Here is a 24,521-nt window from a genome sequence, read left to right on the forward strand (position 1 = left end):
CGCCGCCGGCCCGACTTTTTCACGTCGGCCCGCCGGTCGCGCGTGCCTATTCGGTCTCCAGCGTCGACGCACCGGGGACGACGTGCGAGGGACCCGGTCGAAGCACGATCAACAGCGCACCTGCCGCCATCAGGCTCGATAGCATATAGAGTGCCGGCGTCGTCGAATGGATCGTATCGTGGACCCAACCGATGAAATACGGACTGACGAAGCCGGCGATCTGCCCGAGCGAATTGATCAGTGCGACTCCGGCCGCGGGTGGGCGATTGGGCAGCGACGACGTGAATGGCCAGAACATCGCGATGCCGGTCAGCGTGCCTGCGGTCGCCAGCGTCAGGCCGACGATCGACAGGATCATGTCGCCGCCCGCGCCGCCCGTGAGCAAGAGTCCCAGAAAGCCGATCAACAACGGCACCCCGAGATGCAGACGGCGCTCCTGGCGGAAGTCGGCGGAACGGCCGACGACGACCATCGAGATACTCGCCGCAAGATAGGGCACCGCGCTTGCGAGGCCGATCTGGCCCGGCTTCGTGACGCCGAGCGCGTGAATGATCGTCGGCAGCCAGAAGTTCATCGCGTAGGCGCCCATCTGGATGCAGAAGTACACGAAGCCGAGCGACAGGACTGTTCGGTCGAACAGCACATGGCTCGTCGAGCCTGTCGGGTGTGCGGGCAGGGCACGCGTACGCGCGTCTCTGTCGAGATCCTCGCGGACCATCTGCTTTTCGGCATCAGTCAGCCAGGACACCTGTTCGACGCGATCGCGCAGCACGAACAGCAGCAGGATGCCGAACAGGACGGTCGGCGCGCCCTGCAGCAGATAAAGCCACTGCCACGCGGACAGGCCGCCGCGACCGCCGGCGAAATAATCGAGCATCCAGCCGGACAACGGTCCGCCGACCGCGCCTGACACCGGAATCGAAACCAGAAACAGCGACAATACCCGGCCGCGATGCTTGGTCGAGAACCATTGCTCGAGATACAGCACGATGCTCGGAAAGAAGCCGGCTTCCGCCACGCCAGTCAGAAATCGCAGCGCATAGAACGATGCGGGTGTCTTCACCGACAGCAGGGCGGCTGACAGCGTGCCCCATGAAAGCATCAGGATGCACATCCAGCGGCGCGGCGACACGCGGCGCAATACCAGGCTGCTCGGCACGCCTGCACACACATATCCGACGAAGAATACGCCGGCACCGATCCCGAACGCCGTGTTGCTCATTCGGAGTTGATCGAGCATCTGCAGCTTGGCAAAGCCGACGTTGATGCGATCGAGATAGTTGCACATGTAGCAGATGAACAGGATCGGGATGATGCGTAGCGTCGCGGTTCGATACGCGCGCTCGAGCGCGGCCGGCCGATGCGTCGGCGATGATGAAAAGGCGGGGGACATGTCGAATTCTCCGTGCAGGAAGCGGGCCGGAAGTGACCGGTTGCCGCGTGCATTCAGTGGCGTAGCGACGGAATCGCGTCGAGGATCTGCGGCGGGTACGCCGGACGGTCCGGCATCGCGTCTTGCGGCGGGTGGCGAAGCAGCAGCGACACCGCGTTTGCAGCCGCGCGCGCCTCGAGGTCGACCTCGAGGCCGGCCGGCAGGTCCATGTGCACCGGCAGGCCGATCTCGTACAGCACGGCCGGGCCGTCCCCCACGCGGGCACGGGTGAGCAGACCGGGAAAGCCGGTCAGTGCGCTCGCGTGCGCGGCCAGCAGCGGCGCGAGGTCGCCGCCTGCGAGGACCGTATCGAACCCGTCCGGCTCGACGATGAACCGCTCGATCGCCTGCTCGACCAGCAGATGCTCGAGCTGAACGTCCGGGTACTGCAACGCGGTCTCGGACACGATGTCGCGCCACATCCCCATCACGTCCAGGCGATCCGACCGGTCGACCGAGGTCAGGCGTCGTGAGCGAGCGCCGGCCAGCCTGAAGGCCCGGTGCGCGAGGCGACGGATGTCGCTCTCCGTATAGCGCTGCGTATACCAGCCCACGAGCTCGCGTTCGCCCGCGACGACGCCGCTCGTATGCGTGTTCTTCGTGCCGCGCGACGCATCGCCCAGAATCAGGCAATCCGTTGCGCGTGCATGCCGCGTGGACACGGGAGAAAACCGCTTCAGCTCCGCCGGGATGGAGATCGCATGAAGTTCGGTATGCAGCCCGGCTACCTTGGCGAATGCGGCGACGGCCGTCGCATGTCTCGCGCCGGGTGTGGCAAGCACGATGTCCGATTCGAAACAGGCCGAATACGCGCCGTCATCGGGCGTGCCCGCGTCGACGCACGTGTAGTCGAGCGCGCCGTTGCGCGACTTGAGATCGTCGAGCAGCGCGATCACGTGACGGACGAGCGGGGCGGCGCGATTCGCGCCGGGAATGATCAGGATATGCATGATGAGAGACCTGTGCCGTTGGCGGCATGCGTGACGATTGCTGCGTCACGCATGACGAAAGACCGAGGGGACTGGCGTGGGACGAAGGAGCGGCAGGGACGCCGATCGCCGGATAGGCGAGGGCGTGCTGCGTCACGCGCGCGGTACGCGCGTGACGAACCACTCCGGCCTTGGCGATGCAAGGCAGGGTGCGACCGCGACGGCAGTCGATTGGAAAATCAGGCGAGGGCGGCCGATTCCCGGACGAGGCCGGGCTGTTCCGCGAAGTAGTGGTCGAAGCGGTGCATGCTCGCGTCGTCGCGGAAGCTGTAGGTCTTCAGAAGCCAGCGCTTGAGCGCGTCTTCGTGATCGTTGACCTCGATCAGTTCGCGGTTGTGGAGCGCATCCTGATTCGCGAACGAGAACAAGTCGCCGGTGCGGATCTGCACGCGTTCCTTGTTGGCTTTCACGATCGCGTTTTTCAGCGACAGCAGTGCGTCGATTGCGCCGAGCGGCGCGCCCGGGGCGTAGGTGGTACGCGTGTCGTAATAACGGAAGCTGTGCGCGTTCTCGAGGATCACGTGCCGGTCCGACACCGTCTGATTCAGGTTCGAATCACGGGAGTATTCGTCGTACGGCGTGATGAAGTGCGGTTCGCGCAACAAGGCCTGATGCGCCTCGCTGATGTGATCGAGCAGCGCGCGGCCGTCGAGGAAGCCCGTGTAGATGCGATTGGCGTCGTTGCAACGCATGCCGAGCAGGCTGAGGTAGTCGGCCCGCACCGGGTGAGCCGTGCGGTCGTTGTGGAAGAACAGTTCGCCGTCCGTTTTCTGCGTCTGGGTCTGGCTATATTTCTTGTGAGCGTAGACGTCGTGGAAGAAGTCGCCGTTGTTGCGGGTCTGGTACGCGAGCAGCGGGGTCCGCGTCAGTTGGGCGAACAACTCGAGCAGCGCCTCGCCCACGTAGGATTTCTTCTTCGCGTACTTGTCCTGGACCGGATCATTCTGATCGAAGACCGGAATCGTGTCGTCGAGCGGGACATTGCGCAGCAGATGCGCGTAGCGCTTCTGGCCGGTTCGTTCGTTGCGGATGGTTTCGCAGACGTTCAGAAAGAAGACCGGAATGCTGCCGTTCTCGACCAAGGCGCCGATACCGCGATGAAACCCCGAGTAATCCTGGTACGGGCTTTTATCGATTTTTCGTAGCGCGGTCGATAGGTCGCTTTTTTCTTGGTCGGAAAATTCAAACGTCGACTTCATAATATCCTCGATAAGGTAAGAAACTTCAACGCGAATTTCCAGCCCGGCCGGGCGGGAACACTACATCGCGCCCGGCATGAGGGTTCATGACGGGCACCGAATTCTTTGTTTCCGTATTCGAGAATTTCTGGTCGCAGGCGAGCCGGTTCCTTGCCAACGGAACGTTCTCCTGGCGGCAGGCGTGCAAAAGCAGTCTGTTTTTAAACAAACATTGAATATTTAAATTTGATAATTTAAGGACTGCTTTTTAATGGAATCGTAAAGTTTCGATCCGTTTGATGGTCTTCATCTGGTTTATCTCTCAGGTTCCATTGTGGGTGGTTGGTGCGCAACGACGTGGCGCGCTTTATTGGAGTTCAGACTATCACCGGATTGCTGGAGACGTTACTCGAACATTTGTGGGCGTTGAATTGTTTCCAATGGGAAACTCTTGAATCGAATCGGCGCGACGAAAAGTCGTACGCATGCCTGATCGACGAGCGACCCGGACGGGCGAATGCGAGGAAGGGGGGGATTGAGGCGGGGCTGCGAGACAGGGAAGCGCGAGGCAGCGCGGCGCCAATCGACGCGCGACGGGCGTCGATTGGCCGGCGCGTGACTAGTTGCCGAGCGCGCGCATTTCCGTCGCGAAGAAGCGGGTGAGATCCTGAACGAACATCCGGACACGAGGCGACAGGAAATTGTCTTCGCGATACAGCACGTAGGCCGTGCGCACTTCGGACGCCCAGTTCGGCAGCAGCTGAACCAGCTCGTTGCTGGCGATGGCGTCCCGCACGACGTAGCGCGGCAGGTAGGCGACGCCGACGCCGGCGACGGCCGCGTTCAGCAGCGCGACGCTGTTGTTCGAGCGCAGGATGCAGCGCACGCGCGTCTCGAGCTGGCGCTTGCCCTGCCGCAACTGCAGCGCGGTCGTGTGCGCGGGGCCGCGAAACAGCAGGAACGGGTGTCGAGCGAGATCTTCCGGGCGCGTGACCGGCGGGTGTGCGGCGATGTAATCCGGTGACGCATAGATGCCCCAATGGATGTCGGTCAACGCGTGCGTGTTGGTGCCCGGCTGCTCCGGGTTGTCGCGGCTGATCACGATCGCGACGTCGATGTTCTGCTCGCCGAGATCGACCATCCGGTCGGTCAGCTCGAGGTCGACCTGGACGTGGATGTTGTTCGAGATGAAACGGCACAGCGTCGGCACGATCGCGTGATTGCCGAAGGTCATCGGCGCGACGACACGGAGATTGCCGATCGGCTCTTCGTGATACTGGCGCACGAACGCGTCGGCGCCGCGCACTTCCGCGAGCAATCGCGAACAGTACGCGTAATAGGTGCGCCCGACCTCCGTGACTTCGATACGCCGGGTCGTACGTTTCAGCAGCGTGACCCCGAGCCCGGTTTCCAGCCGGCTGATCTCCTTGCTGACGGCCGACTTGGACAGGCCGAGCACTTTCGCCGCCTCCGTGTAGCTCAACGTGTCGACGATCTTCGCGAAGATCGCCATCGAATTCAGTTGATCGAGCTGATTCACTTCGTTTCTCCATGGAAACAAACGCTCGAAATATAAACGATTTGTTTTCGACTGTATGCGTGCCGTGTTACTTTTTTTGCATACGACGGCGATGCATTCATCGAGGCCGCGCCGATATCCCAATGCCAGAAAAAGGGTGAGCATGAACCACGGACAAACATTGAGCCAGAAGGTATTGGCGAAGGCGAGCGGTCGGACGCATATCACGCCCGGAGAGGTGATCTGGGCCAAGGTGGACATCCTGATGTCGCACGACCCGTGTTCGCCGGGCGTGATCAGCATCTTCAAGAAGGAGTTCGGCGCCGACGCGCGCGTATGGGATCCGGCGCGCTTCGTGATGATCCCGGATCACTTCATCTATACGGCCGACGTGCTTGCCAACCAGAACGTCCGCGTGATGCGGGAGTTCGCGCGCGAGCAGCAGATCAAGTATTTCTATGACGTCGGGACGCCGAAGTATCGCGGCGTCTGCCATATCGGCCTCGCGGAAGGGGGCCACAACCGGCCGGGCGAAGTGTTGCTCGGCACCGATTCGCACACGGTCACGTCGGGTGCGTTCGGCACCTTCGCGGTCGGCCTCGGGATCACGGACGCCGCATTCGCGCTCGGCACGGGCGAGATCCCGTTGAAGGTACCCGACACGATCCGCGTCAACTTTCACGGCGAACTGCCGCGCCATGTCCTCGCGAAAGACCTGATTCTCGCCGTGCTCGGCGAACTGACGATCGACGGGGCGACGTATCAGGCGATCGAGTTCGGCGGTGAAGTCACCGATGCGCTGTCGGTCGAAGAGCGGATGACACTCTGCAACATGGTCGTGGAATGCGGTGCGAAGAACGGGATCATGGTGCCGAATCAGGCAACGCTCGACTATCTCGCCGCGCGTAACGACATCCCGTTCGAGGTCATCACGCCCGACGCGAATGCACGGTATGCGCGCGTACTCGACATCGACGTATCGAAGCTGCAGCCCCTCGTCGCGAAACCGCATTCGCCGGACAACGTCGACAGCGTCGACAACGTCGGCGATATCCGGATCGAGCAGGCGTACATCGGTTCGTGCACGGGCGGCAAGCTCGAGGATTTCGTCGCCGCTGCGAAGGTGCTGAAAGGACGCAAGGTCGCCGTGCCGACTTTTGCCGTGCCGGCGACGAAGGAAGTCTTCCATGGCATCGTGACGACCCAGATCGGCGACACGTCGATCTACTCGATCCTGACCGATTCGGGCGTCACGCTTTCATCCGAGCCGAGTTGCGCGGCGTGCTGCGGCGGCCCGGCCGACACGTTCGGCCGCGTCAACGAACCGCTGTCGGTGGCGTCCACCACCAACCGGAACTTCGTCGGCCGCATGGGCAACAAGCGCGCCAACATCTACCTCGGTTCCCCCTATACGGTGGCCGCGGCCGCGGTGGCCGGCCGGCTCGTCAATCCCAACGCATTTTTGTGAGACCCGACAGATGACCGAAAAAACGATTCGGGGCATGGCCTACGTGCTCGGCGACAACATCGATACCGACCAGATCCTGACGGCCGAGTATCTGAAGATCAATCCGTCGAGCGCGGAAGGGTACGCTCAACTCGCGTCGCTCGCGATGTGCGGGCTGCCGGAAGGTTCGATCCCGTTCATCGATCCGGCGCTTGGCAAGTCGCCGTACAGCATCGTCGTCGCCGGGCAGAACTTCGGCTGCGGCTCGTCGCGCGAGCATGCGGTGGTCACGCTCGGCGCGGCCGGTGTCAGGGCCGTGATCGCGCAGTCGTACGCACGGATCTTCTTCCGCAATTGCGTATCGACGGGGCAATTGCTGCCGGTCGCGTCGAAAGAACGGTTGTGCGAGCGGATCAGGACCGGCGACATCATCGAGATTTCGGTCGACGATCAGGTCGTCCGGATCGACGACGGCCAGCCGGGTGCGCCGATCGAGCCGGTCGGCGAGCTCGCCAACATCGTCGATGCGGGCGGATTGTTCGCCTACGCGCGCCTGGTGGGCAAGATTCCGGCGCGCGTGCCGGAAACCGCCTGATCCATCCGTCCGGGCCGTCGGCCCGGCGGATCGCCGGCCGTCTGTCGATGCATCCGCACGACAGACGGCCGTTTTCGTTTGACGGGTCGGGTTTCGGTTGGTACGCGTTCGCTCGAACCGGCGTGACGCGTCGGGCGGGGGCGTCACCCGGCCGCGCCGCCGACGGGTTCAACGGACGGACGTCGCGGACGGCAACGACGTCGTGAGCAGCGCGTTGACGTTCGCGAGTTCGGCGTCGGTCAACTGTCCGGCGGCACGGGAGAGTTCGAGCCAGTGCAGCATGTAGTCGTAGCGGGCGCGGCTGAATGCGGTGCGCGACCGATACTGCTTGTCCTCGGCGATGAGCACGTCGGTGCTGGTGCGATCGCCGATCTCGTAGGCAGTCTTCGCGGATCGGGTCGAGGTCCGGGTCGAGACGACCGCCGAGCGCAGCGCCGCGATCATGTCTCTCCCGTTGAGCAACGACAGATACGTCTGCCGTGCATCGAGGACCGCGTTTTCGCGTGCATCGAGCAACGCGTTGCCGGCGCGGCTTTCGAGCGCGAGCGTTTCGCGTTTGCGACTCTGCACGTAGCCGCCGGTGAAGATCGGGATCGTGATCTGCACGCCGATCACCGATGAGTTGCCGGCGCCGCCCGCGACACCGATGCCGTTCTGGCTGGGCAGCGTCGCCGAGTACATGTATCGCGAGTTGCCCTGGCTGCTGTGGTTGAAGGTGGCGATCAGATCGACTGTCGGCAGGTCGGCGGACTGCGCGCGGCGGGTTTCGCGGCTGGCCATCTCGCTGTCGATCTCGCAAGTCGCGACGTCGAGGTTGCGTTGCCGCGCAAGCGTGGTCCACTGGTCGAGATCGGCCGCGGCGAGCGGCGATACCGACGCATCGTCGGGCAATGCGGCCAGCGAACCGACCGGATGGCCGACCAGCTTGTTCAGGCGTTCGGTGCGGATCTGATAGTCGTTCAGCGCGCCGGCTCGCTCGGCCCGCGCGAGGTCAAGCGCGGCACGCGCCTGATCGAGATCCACGACGGTCTGCGTGCCTGCGTCGAAGGCGGCCTGGGCGATCTTGAGCTGCTCATCGAGTGCCGCCTCGTGCGCGCGCGAAAACGCGAGCTGATCCTGCGCTTGCAGCACGTCGAAGTACGCGCGCGCGACGTCGATCATCAGGGCTTGCCTGGCCTTCTCGAACACGATCTCGCTGCGCGCGACCTTCAGCTTGCCGATCTCGTAACCCTGCCAGTCGCCCCAGTGGAACACCGGTACGACGAGTGACGCGCCATAGCCATTGGTCGTGTATTCCTGGCGAGGCAGGTCGGACACGCTCGCCCAGGTCGATCCGACGCCGAGCGCCGCCTGCAGGCGCGGCAACAGCGCCGCGCGTGCCTGCGGCAACGCCTCGACGCCCGCCGCTCGCTGAGCGCGCGCGGCGGCGTAACCAGGATCGCTCGCCTGCGCGTCCTGCCACGCGCTCATCAGGTCGGTCGCATACGCGGCTTGCGCGCACGCGCCCAGCACGAGCAGCGCGCAGGCTTTCAGGGATGTCGAGAGTCGTCCGGTCATGCGATGAGGCCTCCTGAGCGTCGACCGTTCGAGGGCCGTTTGCTCCGGACTCTAACGCAGAACGGACAGCCTGCAGCGCCTGCCGAGCGTTGACTCCCTGGCGAAATGATTGTCCTCTGGGAGAAACAATCGACGTACTGTCGATCCAATTGTTCGAAGGAAAACGGGTGCGTGCTATCTTGGCCCTGCATCGAAAGCCGGGCCCGTCGCGTCGCGTTGGCCTGATGCCGCCGGCGGAATCCGAATCCGTACGCAACCGTTAGAACAGGACAGAAAAATGACAACGTTCAGCCTTACTTCGCCGGAATTCGCCGAGCAGGGCAAGCTCGCCAAGGCACACGAGTACAACGATTTCGGCGGTGACGGCGACAACCGATCGCCGGCCTTGCGCTGGATTGGCGTGCCCGCCGGCACGCGGAGTCTCGCGATCACGCTGTACGATCCGGACGCGCCGACGGGCAGCGGGTTCTGGCATTGGGTTGCGTTCGACATTCCTCCGGACACCGAAGGATTGTCCGCCAACAGCGGCGCGAAGGATGGCCGCCTGCTGCCGGCCGGCGCGATCCAGAGCACGAACGACTACGGCGTTCAAGGCTTCGGCGGCGCATGCCCGCCGCCGGGCGCGGAACCGCATCGATACGTGTTCACCCTGCACGCGTTGTCCGTCGAAAAGCTGGGTATCGACGGGACCACGCCGAACGCGGTCGCCCGGTTCCTGATTCACGCGAACACGATCGACAGCGCGTCGACGACCGCCTACTACGGACGTTGAGCGCCCGGGCCTCGATCGCACGGAATCCAACCAGAGAAAAAGGGGAAGCACGATGCGTCGCGAATCGTGGGTAGCGCTCCACGTCGATTCGGCCCGGGCGGCGTGGAAGCGTGCGTTGCCCGTGGTCGCCATCATCGTCGCGATCCTGGCGGTAGGCTGGTGGTGGCTGAAGCGGCCAGCCAGCAAGCAGGCGTTCATCAATGCCACCGTCATCGTCGTGCGCGCACCGATTGCGGGGACGTTGTCGTTCGTCCCCGGTGTCGAGGTCGGCAATTTGGCGAAAGCGTCGCAGCCGGTCGCGACGATTGCCGGCGACCTGTCGAACCCGCGTGCATCGGAGTTGCGGGTACTCGAGCAACAACTGAAGGTGCAGAGCAGCGATCTCGCGCAACGCGAGCGCAGCCTCGCCTTGCGGATCGCGGATCGGCAACAGCAGCAGGATCAGTACCGCAGCGAAAGCCGCAGTCAGCAGACGCTGCAGGCACGCTACGCGGGCGCGCAGATCGCGCAGGCGCATGCGGAGCTTTCTCGCCTCGATGCAATGTCGGCGTTGTCGGAAGCCGACATGCGCCGCGCCACCGCGTTGTTCGAGAAAGGCTACCTGAGTCGCGCCGGATACGACCGCAGCATCGCGAATGCGCGGGTGAGCGTCGCGCAGGTGCAGGCGCAGCGCGCACAGGTCAGCCAGAGCGAGGCCACGTACGCCGCGGCACGCGTCGGCCTGCAACTCGACGGACCGCGCGCGCTGAGCGAGCCCGAACAGCGCAACCGGCAACTGGAACTGGAACTCGTCGATCTGCGTCAGCAGTTGCAGGAAACGAAGGCACTCGGCGCGTCGACGAACGAGGAGCTGGCCCGCGTCAGCGCCGAATACGCGCGTCAGCGCATGGCAACGCTCGTCGCGGACCGGCCGAGCGTCGTCTGGTCGCTCGATGCGCAGAGCGGCGAAGCGCTGACCGCGGGGGCGCCGATCATGCAACTGATCGACTGCAACGACGTGTGGGTCGATGCGTTTTTCGACGAATCGGACGTGCGCGACCTGAAGGTCGGCGCGCCGGTCAAGGTGTCGCTGTCGCACGATGCGCGACATTGGACGGGGGTGATCGAGACGGTCCGGTCAGGCTCCGGCCGCGTGACGGTTGGCCAGTACGTCGCGGCACCGCCGCCCGAAATCGCTCGCCGGCAACTGCCGGTCAAGGTGGTCACGGTGCGTGTGCGGGTCGACTGGAAGCGGGCGTTGCAGCCGAGCCAGTACTGCCTGGCCGGCCGCAGCGTCGAGGTGAGCATCTGACGCGCATGGCGCGGCGACGGCGAGTCGCCGCGCTGCCCACGACTTCAACCAGAGGAGACTGGATTCATGTTACCCAACGCGCATGCCGCGCAGGTCTTGAAAAACGGTGGCGTATTGATGGTGCCCACCGACACGAACTATGCGTTCGCGGCGGATCCGTGGAACGAGCGCGCCTGCGCGCGTCTGTACGAGATCAAGAAGCGCGACGTCAAGAAGCCGCTGACGCTTTTCGTGTCCGACCCGCAGGAGCTGTGGGCATATGCGAGTCTCGAAGCGGAGCAGGCCGATACGGTGCGCACGCTGATGGAACGGTTCTGGCCGGGGCCGCTGAATTTCGTGTTGCCGAAGTCGGCACGCGCGCCGGATCACCGCTACCTGAAGGAGGATTCCATCTCGGTCGTCTGCAACCGGAATCCGGTGCTGAATGAACTGATCGGAACGTTCGGACGGCCGCTCGCGATGACCTCCGCGAATCTCTCGGGCGTCGAGCACGATTGCCTGATCGACTACGATCTCGCCACGCGGACCTTTCCCGATGCGGTCGACTTCATTGTCCCGCCGGCGCCCGGCAAGCCGACGACGACGAAATCGAGCACGATCGTATCGCTGCTCGACGGTACGCTGAAAGTCCTGCGCCAGGGCGACATCGTGATCGCCTAGCGATTGCGCGCGACGATGAGCGATCCGGTCCCGACTCCGCCGCCCGGCCTCCGCGACATCCGGTTGTTCGTGCTGTACCGGGTCGTCTCGCGGTTGTACTTCCATTTGCCGGTGCTGTTCCTCCACCTTTACCTGGTGGAGCTCGGGTTGTATCGCGTGATTGCACTGCTGGCCATTTACGGGCTGGTGACGACCGTCACGTCGGGGCTCGGCGGAAAGCTGCTCGGCGTGATGTCGGAAAAAAAAGTCGTGGCGGCCGGCGAAACCATGAAGGCAGGCGGAATCGTGCTGTTGCTCGCCGGCACGCGGCTCGCGGATGTCGACATGAACCTGCTGGTGCTGGCGCAGATCGTCGGCGGCACCGGATTCAGCGTCGCGTTGTCGACGGATTCAAGCCTGCTGCGCACGCTGGCGGGCGCGGCCGGCGACGCGACGCTGTTCATGCGCACGCAGACGCGCTCGCAAAGCCAGATGTTCATCGCGACGCTGGTGGCCGGATCGACCGGCAGCATCCTGTTCGACTATCAGCCGTTCTGGCCGTTCTATGCGTCACTCGCGGCAAGCATCGCGTCGACGCTGCTGGTGCTGATGATTCGCGAGCCGCGGGCCGAGCCGCGGCCGGCAACGGAAGCGGCGACCGAGGCGGCCGTGCTCGACCCGAGACAGCGTTTCTGGATGGGCTTTTACTCGTTGTCGCGCGCGTTCACCCTCGCTCCGTTCGTCGGTTTCCTGCCGTTCTATTTCATCATGGTCGATGTCGATCCGCTTCTGTTCGGCGCCGTGCTCGGCCTGTTTACGCTGTCTGCGTTCGCGACTTCGCTGGCCGTGAACGGATTCATTGCACGCTTCGGCGTGAAAGCGCTGATGATCGCGACGCTCGCCTGCATGTTCAGCTCCATGCTCGTGCTCGGGTGCAGCGACGTGCTGGCCTACCACGGCATCGACTATTTCGTGTCGGGGCTGGTCGGCATCAGCCTGCTCGGTCTCGGCTCGGGCGGCGTGCGGCCGGCGACGATGGCGAATCTCGACCTGTCGGCGCTCGACCCGCTTGCGCGGGTCGCGATGTTTGCGCGCATGGAACGCAACTTCGGGGTGGCCAACGGGATATTGCTCGCGATCGGTGCCTATCTGCTCGCCGATGCCGGCTTTCAGGCACTGATGCTGTGGTTGAGCGGCCTGTACCTGCTTGCGCTGGGTGCGCTGTTTCATGCGAACCGGGCGGTCGACACCGGCGAGGCCACACCGTGAGTCATGCGCGCGTGCCCGTCAGGGGCGATATCGACCGGCGGGCGCACCGCATGCGAACGGCGCTCGCCGCGTGCATGCGGTGGCTTGGTGCGATGTCGATCGCGGCGACCGGCTGTCTGACGCTGACGGGCTGTGCCGACACGCCGGCCGATTCCACGGCGACGTATCGCAGCGATGCGCGCACGCTGGAGGTCGCGTCGATCGGCAGTTTCCATATCGGCGGACATGCGGCAGTGCTGTCCGGCCTGCCGTCGCGCAGCATCGTATTCTCGCCCGGGGCGCCGCCGACCGTCGTCGACCCGAACGGCACGTTCGAAGTCGGCCAGATGTATGTGCAGTACGTGAAGCTCGCCCATCCGCGCAAGGCGTTGCCCGTGTTGTTGTGGCACGGCGGCGGCCTGACCGGCGTGAACTGGGAGACGACGCCGGACGGGCGCGACGGCTGGCAGATGGCCTTCCTGCGCGCGGGCTACGACGTGTATGTCAGCGATGCCGTGGAGCGCGGGCGGGCGTCGTGGGCGCGTTACCCGGATCTCTATCCGGACGAGCCGTTCTTCCGGTCGAAGCGGGAAGCATGGCTGCTCTTCAGGATCGGGCCGTCCTATTCGGATACGCCGGCGTCGCGCGCGGCCTACCCGGAGTCGCAGTTTCCGGTCGACGCTTTCGATGCGTTCAGCAAGCAGTTCGTGCCGCGCTGGGCCACCAACGACGCATTGACCCAGGCCGCCTACGACGCGCTCGTGCAGCGCGTATGCCCGTGCGTCGTCATCGCGCACAGCCAGGCCGCGAATTTTGCGTTCGTGGCCGCATTGCACGCACCCGACAAGATCCGCGCCATCGTCGCGCTCGAGCCGACCGGTATGCCCGACACGAAACAGGCCGACCTGCACGCCATCGCCGCGATCCCACAATTGTTCGTATGGGGTGACAACCTGGACGGATCGGCGTTCTGGCGTGGTTTGACCCGCGTGTCGTTGCGCTACGAGCGGGCGCTGGCGGAGCAGGGCGGGCGATTGGAAACGCTGTCGCTGCCCGCGCACGGTATCCATGGCAACTCCCACATGCTGATGCTGGACCGCAATTCCGACCGGATCGCCGCGATGGTGCAGGCATGGCTTGCCGTACGCCTGCCCCACGCCGACCCGTGAGCGACCGCCGCCGACAGCGTGGACTGCCCGGCGCCACCGATGACCGAATGCAACCGAGGAGCACTTATGGAAGATACGTTTCGACTGACGGGGAAGGTGTTGTACCTGACTCGCGATCCGGACACGATCGATGCGCAGTTCGCGGGGCGCGCGCTGACGCGGCAGGAGGCCGGTGCGTTGCGCGATGACGTGTCGACCGACGAGATCACGCCGGTCACCGTCATGCTGACCTACGACGAGCGGCTCGGCGAGTTTCCGTACGTCGGCTTCAAGGCGGGCGGCCGCTTACCGATCGGGAATCACGCGGTGCGTGACGGCGGCTTCCAGGTGACCGTGGCCGGCAAGCGATACGGCAAGGGCTCGTCGCGCGAATCGGCACCGCTGGCCGAACTGTCGGCCGGCATCCGCCTGATCGTCGCGGAAAGCTTCGAGCGGATCTACCAGCAGAACTGCGACAACATCGGCATCCTCACCACGACCGATTTCTCCGTGCTGGACCGCCTGCTCGCGGGTGAAGCGATCCCGATCGACGTGTTCCTGCAGGGCCGGGATGCGCTCACGCAACGGATTATCCGCAGCGGCGGGCTGCTCGCCTACAGCAAGACCGTCCGATGGCCGAACGCGGACGAGCGCACCGTGCCGGCCGACGGGGGCGCGGGCGCGGCGCACGGGCCGCGTACGCTCGTCGAGAAGATTCTCGCACGCCACCTTCATCCGGAAATGCAGGGGGCATCGCGAGGAGACGGCGTTTTCGTCGCCGCGGACTGGCGCTTCAGCCACGACTACTTCACCGGCATGTGTGCGTATCTGATGCACCGAGCGTTCGGCAAACCGGCGGAGCTGCACGATCCGGACCGCATCATCGCGTTCCACGATCATCTCGCACTTGCGCGGCAGAGCATTCCGCACGTGAGAGACGGGCTGCTGCCCGGGATCGCGAATCTCGTCGCCGGGCACAGCGAATTCGCACGCGATTACCCGGTGCGCGCACACGGTGCGTTGCCGGACGCGCCCGGCTCGGAAGGCATTTGCCATTCGATGATGGCGGAGCAGTACGCGTTGCCGGGGCAGATCGTCGCGGGCACCGATTCGCATACGCCGCACGCCGGTGCGTTGGGTAGCCTGGCATTCGGCGCCGGCGCCACCGAGATCGCCAACAGTTGGGTCACGGGTTATGTTCGCTGCCGGATTCCGGAAACGTTGCGGATCGAGGTTGACGGCGCGCTGCGTCCCGGCGTGACGGCGAAAGACATCGTGCTCTATCTGCTGCAGATGGACGAGATCCGCTCCGGCGGCGCGATTGGCCTGGTATTTGAATACGGCGGTTCAGCCGTGCGCGCGTTGCCGGTCGACGAGCGCGCGACGCTGACGAACATGGTCGCCGAACTGGGCGGGTTCACGGGGATCGTCGAACCCGATGCACGGACCGTTGCGTTCCTGAAAGAACGTCGCGGCGTGGACTTCGTGCTCGAGCCGTGGATGAGAAGCGACCCCGATGCCGTCTACCGCGACGTGATCCACATCGATGCGCGCGAGATCGAGCCGATGCTGGCGCGACCGGGCGACCCGAGCAACGGTGTCGCGGTGAGCGGGCTGGCCGATAACGTCGCGATCGACGTGGCTTACGGCGGATCGTGCACGGCCGGCAAGCAGGCGGACTTCGACTTTTATCACGAAGTGCTGCGGTGGGGCGTCGATCGCGGCATGCGCGTGGCACCGACGACACGCTTGTTCCTGCAGTTCGGCACGATGCACGTGCGCGAATACTGCGCGGAACGCGGCTATCTTCCCACGTTCGAGCAGGCCGGCGTGACGCTCGTGATGCCGGGCTGCGGTGCGTGCGCGAACTGCGGGCCGGGTCAATCGGCCACCAAGGACGATGTGACGATCAGTGCGATCAACCGCAATTTTCCGGGGCGCTCCGGCCCCGGGGACGTATGGCTGGCCAGTCCGTACACGGTTGCCGCGAGCGCGCTGGCCGGCCGTATCGTGACGTTCGAAGCGCTGCGCGCGCTGCACGCCGCGTGAGCAAAGCGGCTTCTTCGCGGTTGAAGCGTGCGGTTTCGACGGGGGCGTTGAACGCCGGCATCGAGTCGACCGTGGATCGCGCGATGGTGTGGGTACGGCTGGGCGCGTGTATGTCGACATGCCAGGCGCCGCGCAGCGCCGCCATGAAATGGTGGAGATCCATGGGAGGCGTTGCGTTGCGAGTGAGGTCGGGATTAGACGCAACCGGCACTCGATCGGGGTTACCGCCCGCCATGTCGTCGTGAGGCGGCGAACATACGCGCGTGAGGATTTGCTGTCGCGATACCGAACCGGCGGGCGGCGCGCGTAACGCATCGCGATTCGAACGCATGATTGACAGGCCGCACGAGGTTGACTAGATTCACCCCATGAACGCACGTTTCGTCACGACCACCACGACCACCACCACGACCGCCAACGGCGGGCCGGGGGGGAGGTTGCACGTCGTAGATTCATGCGTCACATCATCCCCAGGAGCCCCGCCGGCAACGGACGGGGCTTTTTTCATGCTCCGTTCGACCGGCACCCCAGTCAACGGAGAACGTGATGGACGATTTCGATCATCGAGTGCTTGGCAGCAGACTCGATCTGTTTCACCAGCAGGATGAAAGTCCGGGCGCCATCTTCTGGCATCCGCGCGGCATGGTCCTTTACCGGACCGTCGAGGAATACATCCGCGCCAGGATGCGGCAAGCCGGCTTCGCCGAAGTCAGGACACCGCAGATCGTGTCGCGCGGCCTGTGGGAGCAGAGCGGCCACTGGGAGAAGTTCGGGAAGAACATGTTCTCGCTCGAGAGCGACAGCCACCCATACTGCCTCAAGCCGATGAGCTGCCCGTGCCATGTGCAGCTCTTCAGGAAGGGCGTTCGTTCGTATCGCGACCTGCCGGTCCGCTACGCGGAATTCGGCGCGGTGCACCGCGCGGAGCCGTCGGGCGCGCTGCACGGGCTGATGCGCGCCCGCGCCTTCACGCAGGACGATGCGCATGTGCTGTGCCTGCCCGATCAGGTCGAGGTCGAAGTCGCGCGATTCTGCGTGCTGCTGAAGACGATCTACGCGGACTTCGGGTTCGACGGGTTCGACGTCGCGCTGTCGACGAGGCCGGCGGTTCGCGCGGGCGACGATGCGGTCTGGGATCGGGCGGAAGCGATGCTGGCGTCCGCCGCCCGAGCGGCCGGCCTGGATTTCGCGATGCTGCCCGGGGAAGGCGCGTTCTACGGCCCCAAACTCGAGTTTCACCTGCTCGACCGTCAGGGGCGGAAGTGGCAGTGCGGGACGATCCAGCTCGACTTCGTGTTGCCGGAGCGGCTTGGCGCAACCTATGTCGCGGAAGACGGCGTGCGCGCGACGCCCGTCATGCTGCATCACGCGGTGCTGGGCAGCCTCGAGCGGTTCATCGGCATCCTGCTCGAGCATTACGAGGGATGGTTGCCGACGTGGCTGGCCCCCGACCAGATCGTCGTCGCGAACATCGGGCAGGACGAACGCGCATTTGCGGACAACACGGCGTTCGCGTTCGAGGACATCGGCTGCCGGGTGCTGCGGGATTTCCGTGCCGAGCGCTTGCCGCGCAAGATCTTCGACGCGCGGGAACTCGCTGCGCCGATCGTCGCGGTGGCCGGGCGGAAGGAAGCGCTGGCCGGCGAGGTGTCGCTGCGGATGAGGAACGGGGAGCAGCACGTGCTGTCGATCGACGCTGCGCTTGCGTACCTGAAGCGGCATGTGCGTGCACCCTCCGCGACGCGTGTGTTTCGCTCGCCGGTTTGACCCGTCGGCAGGCCCGTCCATGTGAAGAACGCGTTGGATGGGCGGGCCGATCGCCGTCGTGGTGAGCGGCTCGCGTATCGATGCGGGTGCCGGCGACGGCGCCGTGCTACCCGCGTGCGATGACCCGCGCCTTCACGCACTTGAGCCACAGCCGGGCGGCCCCGACACCGCCCGCGACCGGAATCCGCGGCAGCAGGAACGGATCGTCGGCCGCGCCGGCACATCCGCGCCGGGTCGTCGTCGCATTGTCGTATCCGGCGTCCGCGACCTGGTCGCGTACCCGCGCATCTAGGTCGCCGTACGGGTAGCAGAACGATTCGACGGGCTGGCCGCTCAATGCCTCGAGGCGCCGCTTCGACTCGCTTACCTGATGATCCGACTCGAACCCGGGCACCTGCGACAGCGCGACGTGATCGAGCGTATGCGAGCCGACTTCATGGCCATGGTCGCGCCACATGAGCATGTCCTCGCATGTCATCAGCGGTGAGCGCGCGGTGTCGTCAGCCGCATCCCAGTCGTTCTGGCCGCCGAAGCGGCCGGCGACGAAATAGCAGGTCGCGGTGAACCCGAGCGCGTCGAGCACCGGCATCGCATGGGTCAGTACGTTGCGAAAACCGTCGTCGAACGAAATGCCGAAGACCTTGCCGCTGCGCTCGCCGCGCAGATACGGCCGCAGTTCACGCACGCTCAGCCCGCGGTAGCCGAGCCGCTTGAACAGCGTCATCTGGCGGCGGAACGCGTCCGGTGCGACGCTCAGGCCGCGTAGCCGGTCGGCCGGCGGCGGCAACGGGCGTATCTGGTGATACATCAGGATCGGATGGCGCGTGGCGGAAAGAAACATCGGCAGCCCGGGAAAAACGCGGCGTTACGCGGCCTTGCGGAAGATCCGCAGGGTCTTGAAGTCGCCGATCTCGACGAAATCGGCGTTTGCCGCCCACTGCGCGATGATCGGCTCGGCCTTGCGGTATGCCGACGAGCCCTTGTAGAACAACAGGTGACCATTGGGCGCGGTATGGCGTGCGAACAGGTCGAGCACCTCTTCGTCCGTTTTCGCGCCATAACGGCTGTTCGACTCGTCGCGAAATTCGCACAGATGGAACAGCGTGACGACGTCGAATGCCGGCAGCAGGCCCGAATTGCTCGTATAGATGTCGCCGAAATACGCGAGGTAGGTCTTGCTGATCTCCGGTTGCCGCGTGACGAGCTCGACGTACGACTTGTATTCCTTCGGCGATGCCGTCACGCCGAAAACGGTGTTGTTCAGGTGCGGCCGCGCGCATTCCATGCCGACATGGTGATGGCCGCCGGTGCCGAAGTGATAGATGCGTACGCCCCTGAGACGCACGGATTCCAGCCATTCGACGAAGTGCACGTCGCACGGACATTCCTGCGTCCGCAAATCCCAGTACTTCTTCCAGATATTCATTGCCATCAAGCGGACCTCATGGATGTCGCCCAGCGGTAGGGGTTGTGTCGAATCGATTTCTGATAGACGGACAGCGTCGCGTCGACGAAGGTGTCGAACGAGAACTCGCGCTTGCCTTTCAGCCGCGCGCTGCGCCCCATCGAACGGACGCAGCCGGGTTCGCGCACGATCGCGCGCAAGATGGCCTCGATCGCCTCGGGCTCGCGCGGCGGGACGACCCAGCCGTCGATGCCCGGCTCGACGTTCTCGGGCAGCCCGCCCACGCGTGTGACGATCGCGGGGCAGCCGAGCGACATCGCTTCGCGGCACGCGTACGACAGGCTCTCGTGGTACGACAGCACGAACGACACGTCGACGATCGCGAACGGCGCCCGTACGTCGTCGAGGCGACCTGTGAACGCGGTGCGCGACGCCATGCCGTGCCGCGCGATCTGTTCGCGCTGCTCGCCGGACGGCTCCGCGCCGACCAGCAGCACGCGAAACCGCTCGCGCTCGCTTTCGGGCAGCCGGCCCAGCGCCGCGATCAGGTCCATCCAGCCTTTCTCCGGCGCGGTGCCGGCGCTGCTGCCCAGCACGATTGCGTCCGCGCCGGACGGCCCGAACAGCGCGATCTTGCGGCGGCGGATTTCGTCGCCGGCCAGCCGTTCGGCGGCCGGGCGGCGCACGCCGTGCTTCACGACCGTGACGTTTCCATACGGCGAACGCAGCGCGAGCATGCTCGCGACATAGTCGCTGACCGCGATGGTGTGGTCGGTGGCGAGCCGTGCGCGCAGCAGGTTGCCGAAACTGTCGGCCCGATAGGTGTTGTGCTTGGTGAGCACGACCGCGGGCCGGTAGCGGCACCCGAGCAGCGCGAGCATGACCTGCCGGTGGTCGGCGGACCCGTTCACGTGAATGACGTCGAAGCGCTCGGCGACGATGCGCCGGCGCAGCCGGACGATTTCCTGGCACAGCCGGTTCCAGCGCGGCTTGAATTCCATGTCGAAGATGGCCACGTCGGGGCTGTCCTTCAACAGACGCGACAGGCGGCTTCCCGCCGGCGACGCGACGGTCACGCGGTGATGCCGGCTCATCGCGGCGGCGAGATCGCGTACGTAGGTATCCTGGCCGCCGCCGTAGTCGCCGTGGAAGTTGGTGTACAGAATGTTCATCACGATGCCGCTTTTCCTCGATCGTCCATTAAAAGGACTACTGATGAAATGAATGGCTCAACCCGTCGGGAGCAATGACTCGAACACGGTGCCGCGTTTGCGGCTCGCGATCGCGGATCGACGCCCGGACATGGCGCCAACGCGAATCATTTCCAAATATTACATATCGTTTACGTATCGTAGTGTCGAGGTCTGCGCATCTTTGTGAGAATGTGTCGCGATCGCTTGACCGTCTCGGCCGCCCGCGCGGAGCGTGGCGCTGACGCGTGCGTGCGCGCAACCCGTTTGCCACGGCGGCGCCGACCGATTTCTCGCCGCTCGGCCGGGCTGTTCCACGCCGGCCGGCCCTCGCCAGGGGTGTGCTGGATCGCGACAAAACCTGTTTTGCCGGCGACATCCGGACACAGATCAACCGGCGCCGCTTTCAGATTTGAAAGCCGGTGCGCCATTTGCGTTAGAATGCCCCCCTTGTCCGCCCTGGCGACCGCCAGGGCGGACTGGTCGCCCGCGTGGCCACACAGGTTCCGATTCGCAGCCGGACGCGAATGATTTGCCAGCCGTTAGCAACATACGTTTTGTGATTTGGATTACTAATGAAGAAGAAGCACAACATTACCAAGTACATCGTCATTGCGATGATGCTTGGTATCGCCGTGGGTTATGCATGCCACAGCGCGTTTCCCGACCCGAAGATGGCGAAGGAAGTCGCCGGTTACGTGTCGTTGCTGTCTGATGTATTCCTGCGCTTGATCAAGATGATCATCGCACCGCTGGTCTTCGCGACGCTGACCGTCGGCATTGCGCAGATGGGCGACGGCAGCGCGGTGGGCCGTGTGGGCGTCAAGGCGTTCGGCTGGTTCTTCATCGCGTCGTTCACGTCGCTGCTGCTCGGCCTGCTGACCGCGACGATCCTGCAGCCGGGCAGCCACCTGAGCCTGCCGCTGCCGCCTTCCGATGCGGCCCTCAACCTGAAGACGGGCGCCTTCACGCTGAAGGACTTCGTGGTCCACCTGGTGCCGAAGTCGATCGCCGAGGCGATGGCGAACAACGAAATCCTGCAGATCGTCGTGTTCTCGATCTTCTTTGGCACCGCGCTGTCCGCGCTCGGCGACGCGGGCAAGCGCCTGACTGGCGTGATCGAGGATCTCGCGCAGGTGATGCTGAAGGTGACGGGCGCGGTGATGTGGTTTGCGCCGGTCGCGGTGTTCGCGGCGCTCGCGTCGACGATCACGACCGAAGGGCTCGGCATCCTGCTGACGTTCGCGAAGTTCATGGCGAGCTTCTATCTGGCGCTCGCGCTGCTGTGGGGCGTGCTGACGCTCGCCGGCGTGACGTTCCTCGGCAAGCGTGCGTTCACGCTGATCCGGCTGATTCGCGAGCCGTTCCTGCTGTCGTTCGCGACGGCGAGTTCCGAGGCCGCGTATCCGAAGCTGCTGGACGCGCTCGACCGCTTCGGCGTGAACCGCAAGATCTCGAGCTTCGTGCTGCCGATCGGGTATTCGTTCAACCTCGACGGCTCGATGATGTACTGCACGTTCGCGGTGCTGTTCATCGCCCAGGTGTACGGCATTCATCTGCCGCTGGGCACGCAGATCACGATGCTGCTGATGCTGATGGTGACGTCGAAGGGGATGGCCGGCGTGCCGCGCGCGTCGCTGGTCGTGATCGCGGCGACGCTCAACCAGTTCAACCTGCCCGAAGCCGGGTTGCTGCTGATCATGGGCGTCGACATGTTCCTCGACATGGGGCGCTCGGCCACCAACGCGGTCGGCAACTCGATCGCGGCCGCGGTGGTCGCGAAGTGGGAAGGGCAACTCGGCGAACCGCGCGACGACAATGATTCGGACGCCGGCACGGTAACCGAGGTAAAGGTGCGGGAGACATCGGCATGATGCATGGCAGCGCGGCGACGCGTTGCCTGATCCGCAGTCGATGACAATCGCCGGCCAGGATTCGCGACGGATTCTGGCCGGCGATTTGTTTTGTGCAGTGATTTTGCGCCGCGTTCGGCGGCCTTTTTCGATTCTCCGCTAAAAGCGTTTGCCGTTTCAATCGGTCGCCGCTGGACGAGCGGCGATATTCCCGCAGGCGAACGCCCGATTCTCCCCATTCCCGTGCTGGTGCGTAAGTGAACATTCACTGTCGCACACTCGTGCTTGCCGCAAGCACGAGCGGACCGCAATTTTTTTCGATTTATATAACGCTATTCTCGCCCTGCTCATTATCGAACGCATGCCGTACGTAATACCGATTGCGCCGGATGATTCACGGGAAGAATTTACGCATTGCGGATTTCAAGCCATCTGGCCGGCCGGTCCCTCAGGTGAATGTCTGCATCATTCAGGAGAGCAACCGTCATGGTCGCCAGCAAACGAATCCAGGCTGCGCTTGTTGCCGCGGCGATCGCCGCGATTGTGCCGGCCGCGCACGCGGGTAATACCACCGACTGGCTGGCGAACACCTACGGTACGCTCGCGGCGCACGTCGGCAACGTCGCGCGCGCGATGTGGGTCGCGCCCGAAGGCGTGATCTATACCGCGTCGATGTGGGACGAGGATGAAGGCGGTGTGGCGATCTACCAGAACGGCAAGAGCATCGGCTCGATCGGCACGCATTCGGAATTCCAGGGCAGCGCGATCACCGGCAACGCGACGTCGCTCTTCGTCGCGCTGCAGCCCGGCAAGACGTACGGCAGCGGCGCGGTGGGGCGCTACAACCGCGCGACGAAATATCGCGACCGCGTGATCCAGATCAGCGCGGCGACCAACCAGCCGCGCATCGACGTCGTCACCGGGCTCGCGACGGCCGGTTCGCTGCTCTATGCCAGCGACTTCTACGGCAATCGCGTGCGCGTATTCACCACCGACGGCGTGTGGCAGCGGGACATCGACGTGTCGGCGCCGGGCGCGCTCGCGGTGGACGGTGCGGGCAACGTGTGGGTCGCCCAGAAGAGCGCGGGCTCGATCGTCGGCTTCAGCCCGGCGGGCGCGTTGCTGAACACGATCCGGATGCCGACCGGGTCGCGGCCGTCGGCGCTGTATTTCGATGCGGCGGCCGGCCAGCTGCTGGCGGGCGACGAAGGCCCCGACCAGAACATCAAGCGCTATACGGTGGCGGGCCGACCGGCGCTGGTCGGCACGTTCGGCGTGCGCGGCGGCTATCTCGACACGACGACGGGCATCAAGGGGCAGGTCGGCGCGCAGCGCTTCACGCGCATCGTCGGGATCGGCAAGGACACCGGCGGCAACCTGTACGTGCTCAACAATCCGTGGGGCGGCAGCTGGGATCTCGGCCGCAACGGCGCGACCGACATTCATGCGTACAGCAGCACCGGGAGCCTGCGTTATACGCTGCAGTCGTTGAATTTCGAAGGCATCGCCGCGCCGGATCCCGTCACGGACGGCGCGCTGTTCTATGGCGGCACGCACGTGTACAGCGGCACCGCGGGCGGCAAGTTCGTCGCGAACACCGTCGATCCGTTCGCGTACCCGGCGGACCCGCGCATCAACATGAGCGACACGCAGCGCGACGAACACTTCGGTCTGCTCACGTCGGTGGGCACGAACCGGATTCTCGTCGCAGCCGGCCAGAATCCGCCGGTCTTCTACTTCTACCATTTCAACGCGGCGAACGGCTATGTCGCGATTCCGGACGGCTCGATTCCGGGCCCCGCATTCAACACGACGCAGCGCGTGACGAGCGGCTTCAGCATCGACAGCAAGGGCGGCGTGTGGGCGGGCCTCGACAAGACCGGCGCGATCACGCATTACCCGCTGACCGGCTTCGACGCGAACGGCAAGCCGTCGTGGGGGCCGGGTGTCGCGACGCGCATTCCGGCCAGCATCCTGCCGCTGACGCGCATCGTCTATCTCGCGGACAGCGACACGATGGTGCTCGCGCAGGGTGCGCCCGGCAGCAACGACTGGACGTCGATCGGCACGCGCGTCGAGGTGTACCACGGCTGGAGCGCGGGCAACACGACGAAGCCCGATCCGGTGATCATGCTTCCGCACAGCGGCGCCAAATCGATCGACGCGGTCGGCAATCATCTGTTCGTCGGCTACTGGTTCAGCAGCAGCGGACCGCTGTGGCCGAACGTCGACGCGTTCAACCTCGCCACCGGCAATCTCGACACCACGCTGGTCAATGCGAGCCCCGCGACGGTCGATACGAGCAGCGCGATCGACGCGATGTACAGCCTCCGCGCGTACCGTCGATCGAACGGCGAGTACGTGGTGATGAAGAACAACGTGAAGGGGAACAGCATCACCGTGTACCGCTGGACGCCTTGATGTGCCGGGCGTGCGGCCGCG

The 24,521-nt window shown here is 64.8% G+C and carries 20 protein-coding genes; 12 read left to right on the forward strand and 8 right to left on the reverse strand.

Annotated elements, in window-relative coordinates; translation table 11 throughout:
* Nucleotides 1-46: 46 nt before the first annotated feature.
* From HWX00_RS06505 to HWX00_RS06520, 4 genes are all read right to left on the reverse strand, one after another.
* Nucleotides 47-1,393, reverse strand: a complete 1,347-nt coding sequence (locus tag HWX00_RS06505) for an MFS transporter (RefSeq protein WP_175027220.1) — start codon at nt 1,391-1,393, stop codon at nt 47-49.
* A gap of 53 nt (nt 1,394-1,446) precedes the next feature.
* Nucleotides 1,447-2,382, reverse strand: coding sequence for an isocitrate/isopropylmalate family dehydrogenase (locus HWX00_RS06510; protein WP_049033750.1), 936 nt, complete (start codon nt 2,380-2,382; stop codon nt 1,447-1,449).
* 218 nt (nt 2,383-2,600) lie between these two features.
* A complete protein-coding gene (locus tag HWX00_RS06515; protein ID WP_034189732.1) occupies nt 2,601-3,620 on the reverse strand; it encodes a TauD/TfdA family dioxygenase in 1,020 nt (339 codons plus the stop codon).
* 598 nt (nt 3,621-4,218) lie between these two features.
* A complete protein-coding gene (locus HWX00_RS06520) occupies nt 4,219-5,139 on the reverse strand; it encodes a LysR family transcriptional regulator (protein WP_034189731.1) in 921 nt (306 codons plus the stop codon).
* A 142-nt stretch (nt 5,140-5,281) separates the two neighbouring features.
* Between HWX00_RS06520 and HWX00_RS06525 the strand changes: the two genes are divergently transcribed.
* Nucleotides 5,282-6,586 carry a 3-isopropylmalate dehydratase large subunit gene (locus HWX00_RS06525; RefSeq protein ID WP_034189730.1) on the forward strand — a complete coding sequence of 435 codons (1,305 nt, stop codon included), beginning with the start codon at nt 5,282-5,284 and terminating at the stop codon, nt 6,584-6,586.
* Between the two features lie 34 nt (nt 6,587-6,620).
* Nucleotides 6,621-7,160 carry a LeuD/DmdB family oxidoreductase small subunit gene (locus tag HWX00_RS06530; RefSeq protein WP_233622771.1) on the forward strand — a complete coding sequence of 180 codons (540 nt, stop codon included), beginning with the start codon at nt 6,621-6,623 and terminating at the stop codon, nt 7,158-7,160.
* Between the two features lie 168 nt (nt 7,161-7,328).
* Here the strand turns inward: HWX00_RS06530 and HWX00_RS06535 are convergent, their stop codons facing one another.
* Entirely contained in the window at nt 7,329-8,717 is a 1,389-nt protein-coding gene (locus HWX00_RS06535; protein ID WP_034189728.1) for a TolC family outer membrane protein, read from the reverse strand.
* A gap of 277 nt (nt 8,718-8,994) precedes the next feature.
* On the opposite strand from HWX00_RS06535, the gene HWX00_RS06540 reads away from it, so the two are divergent.
* The 7 genes from HWX00_RS06540 (at nt 8,995) to thrS (ending at nt 17,631) form a co-directional block, all read left to right on the forward strand.
* On the forward strand, nt 8,995-9,489 hold the full coding sequence (locus tag HWX00_RS06540) for a YbhB/YbcL family Raf kinase inhibitor-like protein (RefSeq protein WP_034189727.1): 495 nt from the start codon (nt 8,995-8,997) through the stop codon (nt 9,487-9,489).
* A 52-nt stretch (nt 9,490-9,541) separates the two neighbouring features.
* Nucleotides 9,542-10,780: an HlyD family secretion protein gene (locus tag HWX00_RS06545; protein WP_049033755.1), complete on the forward strand. Its 1,239-nt coding sequence runs from the start codon at nt 9,542-9,544 to the stop codon at nt 10,778-10,780.
* A 66-nt stretch (nt 10,781-10,846) separates the two neighbouring features.
* Nucleotides 10,847-11,440, forward strand: a complete 594-nt coding sequence (locus HWX00_RS06550; protein WP_034189725.1) for an L-threonylcarbamoyladenylate synthase — start codon at nt 10,847-10,849, stop codon at nt 11,438-11,440.
* 15 nt (nt 11,441-11,455) lie between these two features.
* A complete protein-coding gene (locus HWX00_RS06555; RefSeq protein WP_034189790.1) occupies nt 11,456-12,688 on the forward strand; it encodes an MFS transporter in 1,233 nt (410 codons plus the stop codon).
* Nucleotides 12,689-12,780: 92 nt separating this feature from the next.
* The gene (locus tag HWX00_RS06560; RefSeq protein ID WP_226193700.1) at nt 12,781-13,836 is read left to right on the forward strand and encodes an alpha/beta hydrolase; all 1,056 of its coding nucleotides are present in this window, start codon (nt 12,781-12,783) and stop codon (nt 13,834-13,836) included.
* A gap of 66 nt (nt 13,837-13,902) precedes the next feature.
* Nucleotides 13,903-15,864: an aconitase family protein gene (locus tag HWX00_RS06565; RefSeq protein ID WP_175027221.1), complete on the forward strand. Its 1,962-nt coding sequence runs from the start codon at nt 13,903-13,905 to the stop codon at nt 15,862-15,864.
* A gap of 546 nt (nt 15,865-16,410) precedes the next feature.
* Nucleotides 16,411-17,631: a threonine--tRNA ligase gene (gene thrS, locus HWX00_RS06570; protein ID WP_175027222.1), complete on the forward strand. Its 1,221-nt coding sequence runs from the start codon at nt 16,411-16,413 to the stop codon at nt 17,629-17,631.
* 106 nt (nt 17,632-17,737) lie between these two features.
* On the opposite strand, the gene HWX00_RS06575 is transcribed toward thrS, so the two are convergent.
* From HWX00_RS06575 to HWX00_RS06585, 3 genes are read right to left on the reverse strand one after another with little or no spacing between them, the layout of a single operon-like run.
* The gene (locus tag HWX00_RS06575; RefSeq protein WP_175027223.1) at nt 17,738-18,472 is read right to left on the reverse strand and encodes a polysaccharide deacetylase family protein; all 735 of its coding nucleotides are present in this window, start codon (nt 18,470-18,472) and stop codon (nt 17,738-17,740) included.
* A gap of 24 nt (nt 18,473-18,496) precedes the next feature.
* A complete protein-coding gene (locus HWX00_RS06580; RefSeq protein ID WP_049031011.1) occupies nt 18,497-19,057 on the reverse strand; it encodes a hypothetical protein in 561 nt (186 codons plus the stop codon).
* Nucleotides 19,058-19,062: 5 nt separating this feature from the next.
* Nucleotides 19,063-20,208, reverse strand: a complete 1,146-nt coding sequence (locus HWX00_RS06585) for a glycosyltransferase (RefSeq protein ID WP_034189722.1) — start codon at nt 20,206-20,208, stop codon at nt 19,063-19,065.
* A 266-nt stretch (nt 20,209-20,474) separates the two neighbouring features.
* Here HWX00_RS06585 and HWX00_RS06590 point away from each other — a divergent pair, with 266 nt between their 5' ends.
* The 3 genes from HWX00_RS06590 to HWX00_RS06600 all read left to right on the forward strand — a co-directional run bounded on the left by HWX00_RS06590 (nt 20,475) and on the right by HWX00_RS06600 (nt 24,500).
* On the forward strand, nt 20,475-20,642 hold the full coding sequence (locus HWX00_RS06590; protein ID WP_175027224.1) for a hypothetical protein: 168 nt from the start codon (nt 20,475-20,477) through the stop codon (nt 20,640-20,642).
* 159 nt (nt 20,643-20,801) lie between these two features.
* Nucleotides 20,802-22,100: a dicarboxylate/amino acid:cation symporter gene (locus HWX00_RS06595; protein ID WP_059556376.1), complete on the forward strand. Its 1,299-nt coding sequence runs from the start codon at nt 20,802-20,804 to the stop codon at nt 22,098-22,100.
* Between the two features lie 465 nt (nt 22,101-22,565).
* Nucleotides 22,566-24,500 carry an SMP-30/gluconolactonase/LRE family protein gene (locus tag HWX00_RS06600; RefSeq protein WP_175027225.1) on the forward strand — a complete coding sequence of 645 codons (1,935 nt, stop codon included), beginning with the start codon at nt 22,566-22,568 and terminating at the stop codon, nt 24,498-24,500.
* Nucleotides 24,501-24,521 lie beyond the last annotated feature (21 nt).

The sequence above is a fragment of the Burkholderia seminalis DSM 23518 genome, from assembly GCF_902832885.1.
GTDB lineage: Bacteria > Pseudomonadota > Gammaproteobacteria > Burkholderiales > Burkholderiaceae > Burkholderia > Burkholderia seminalis.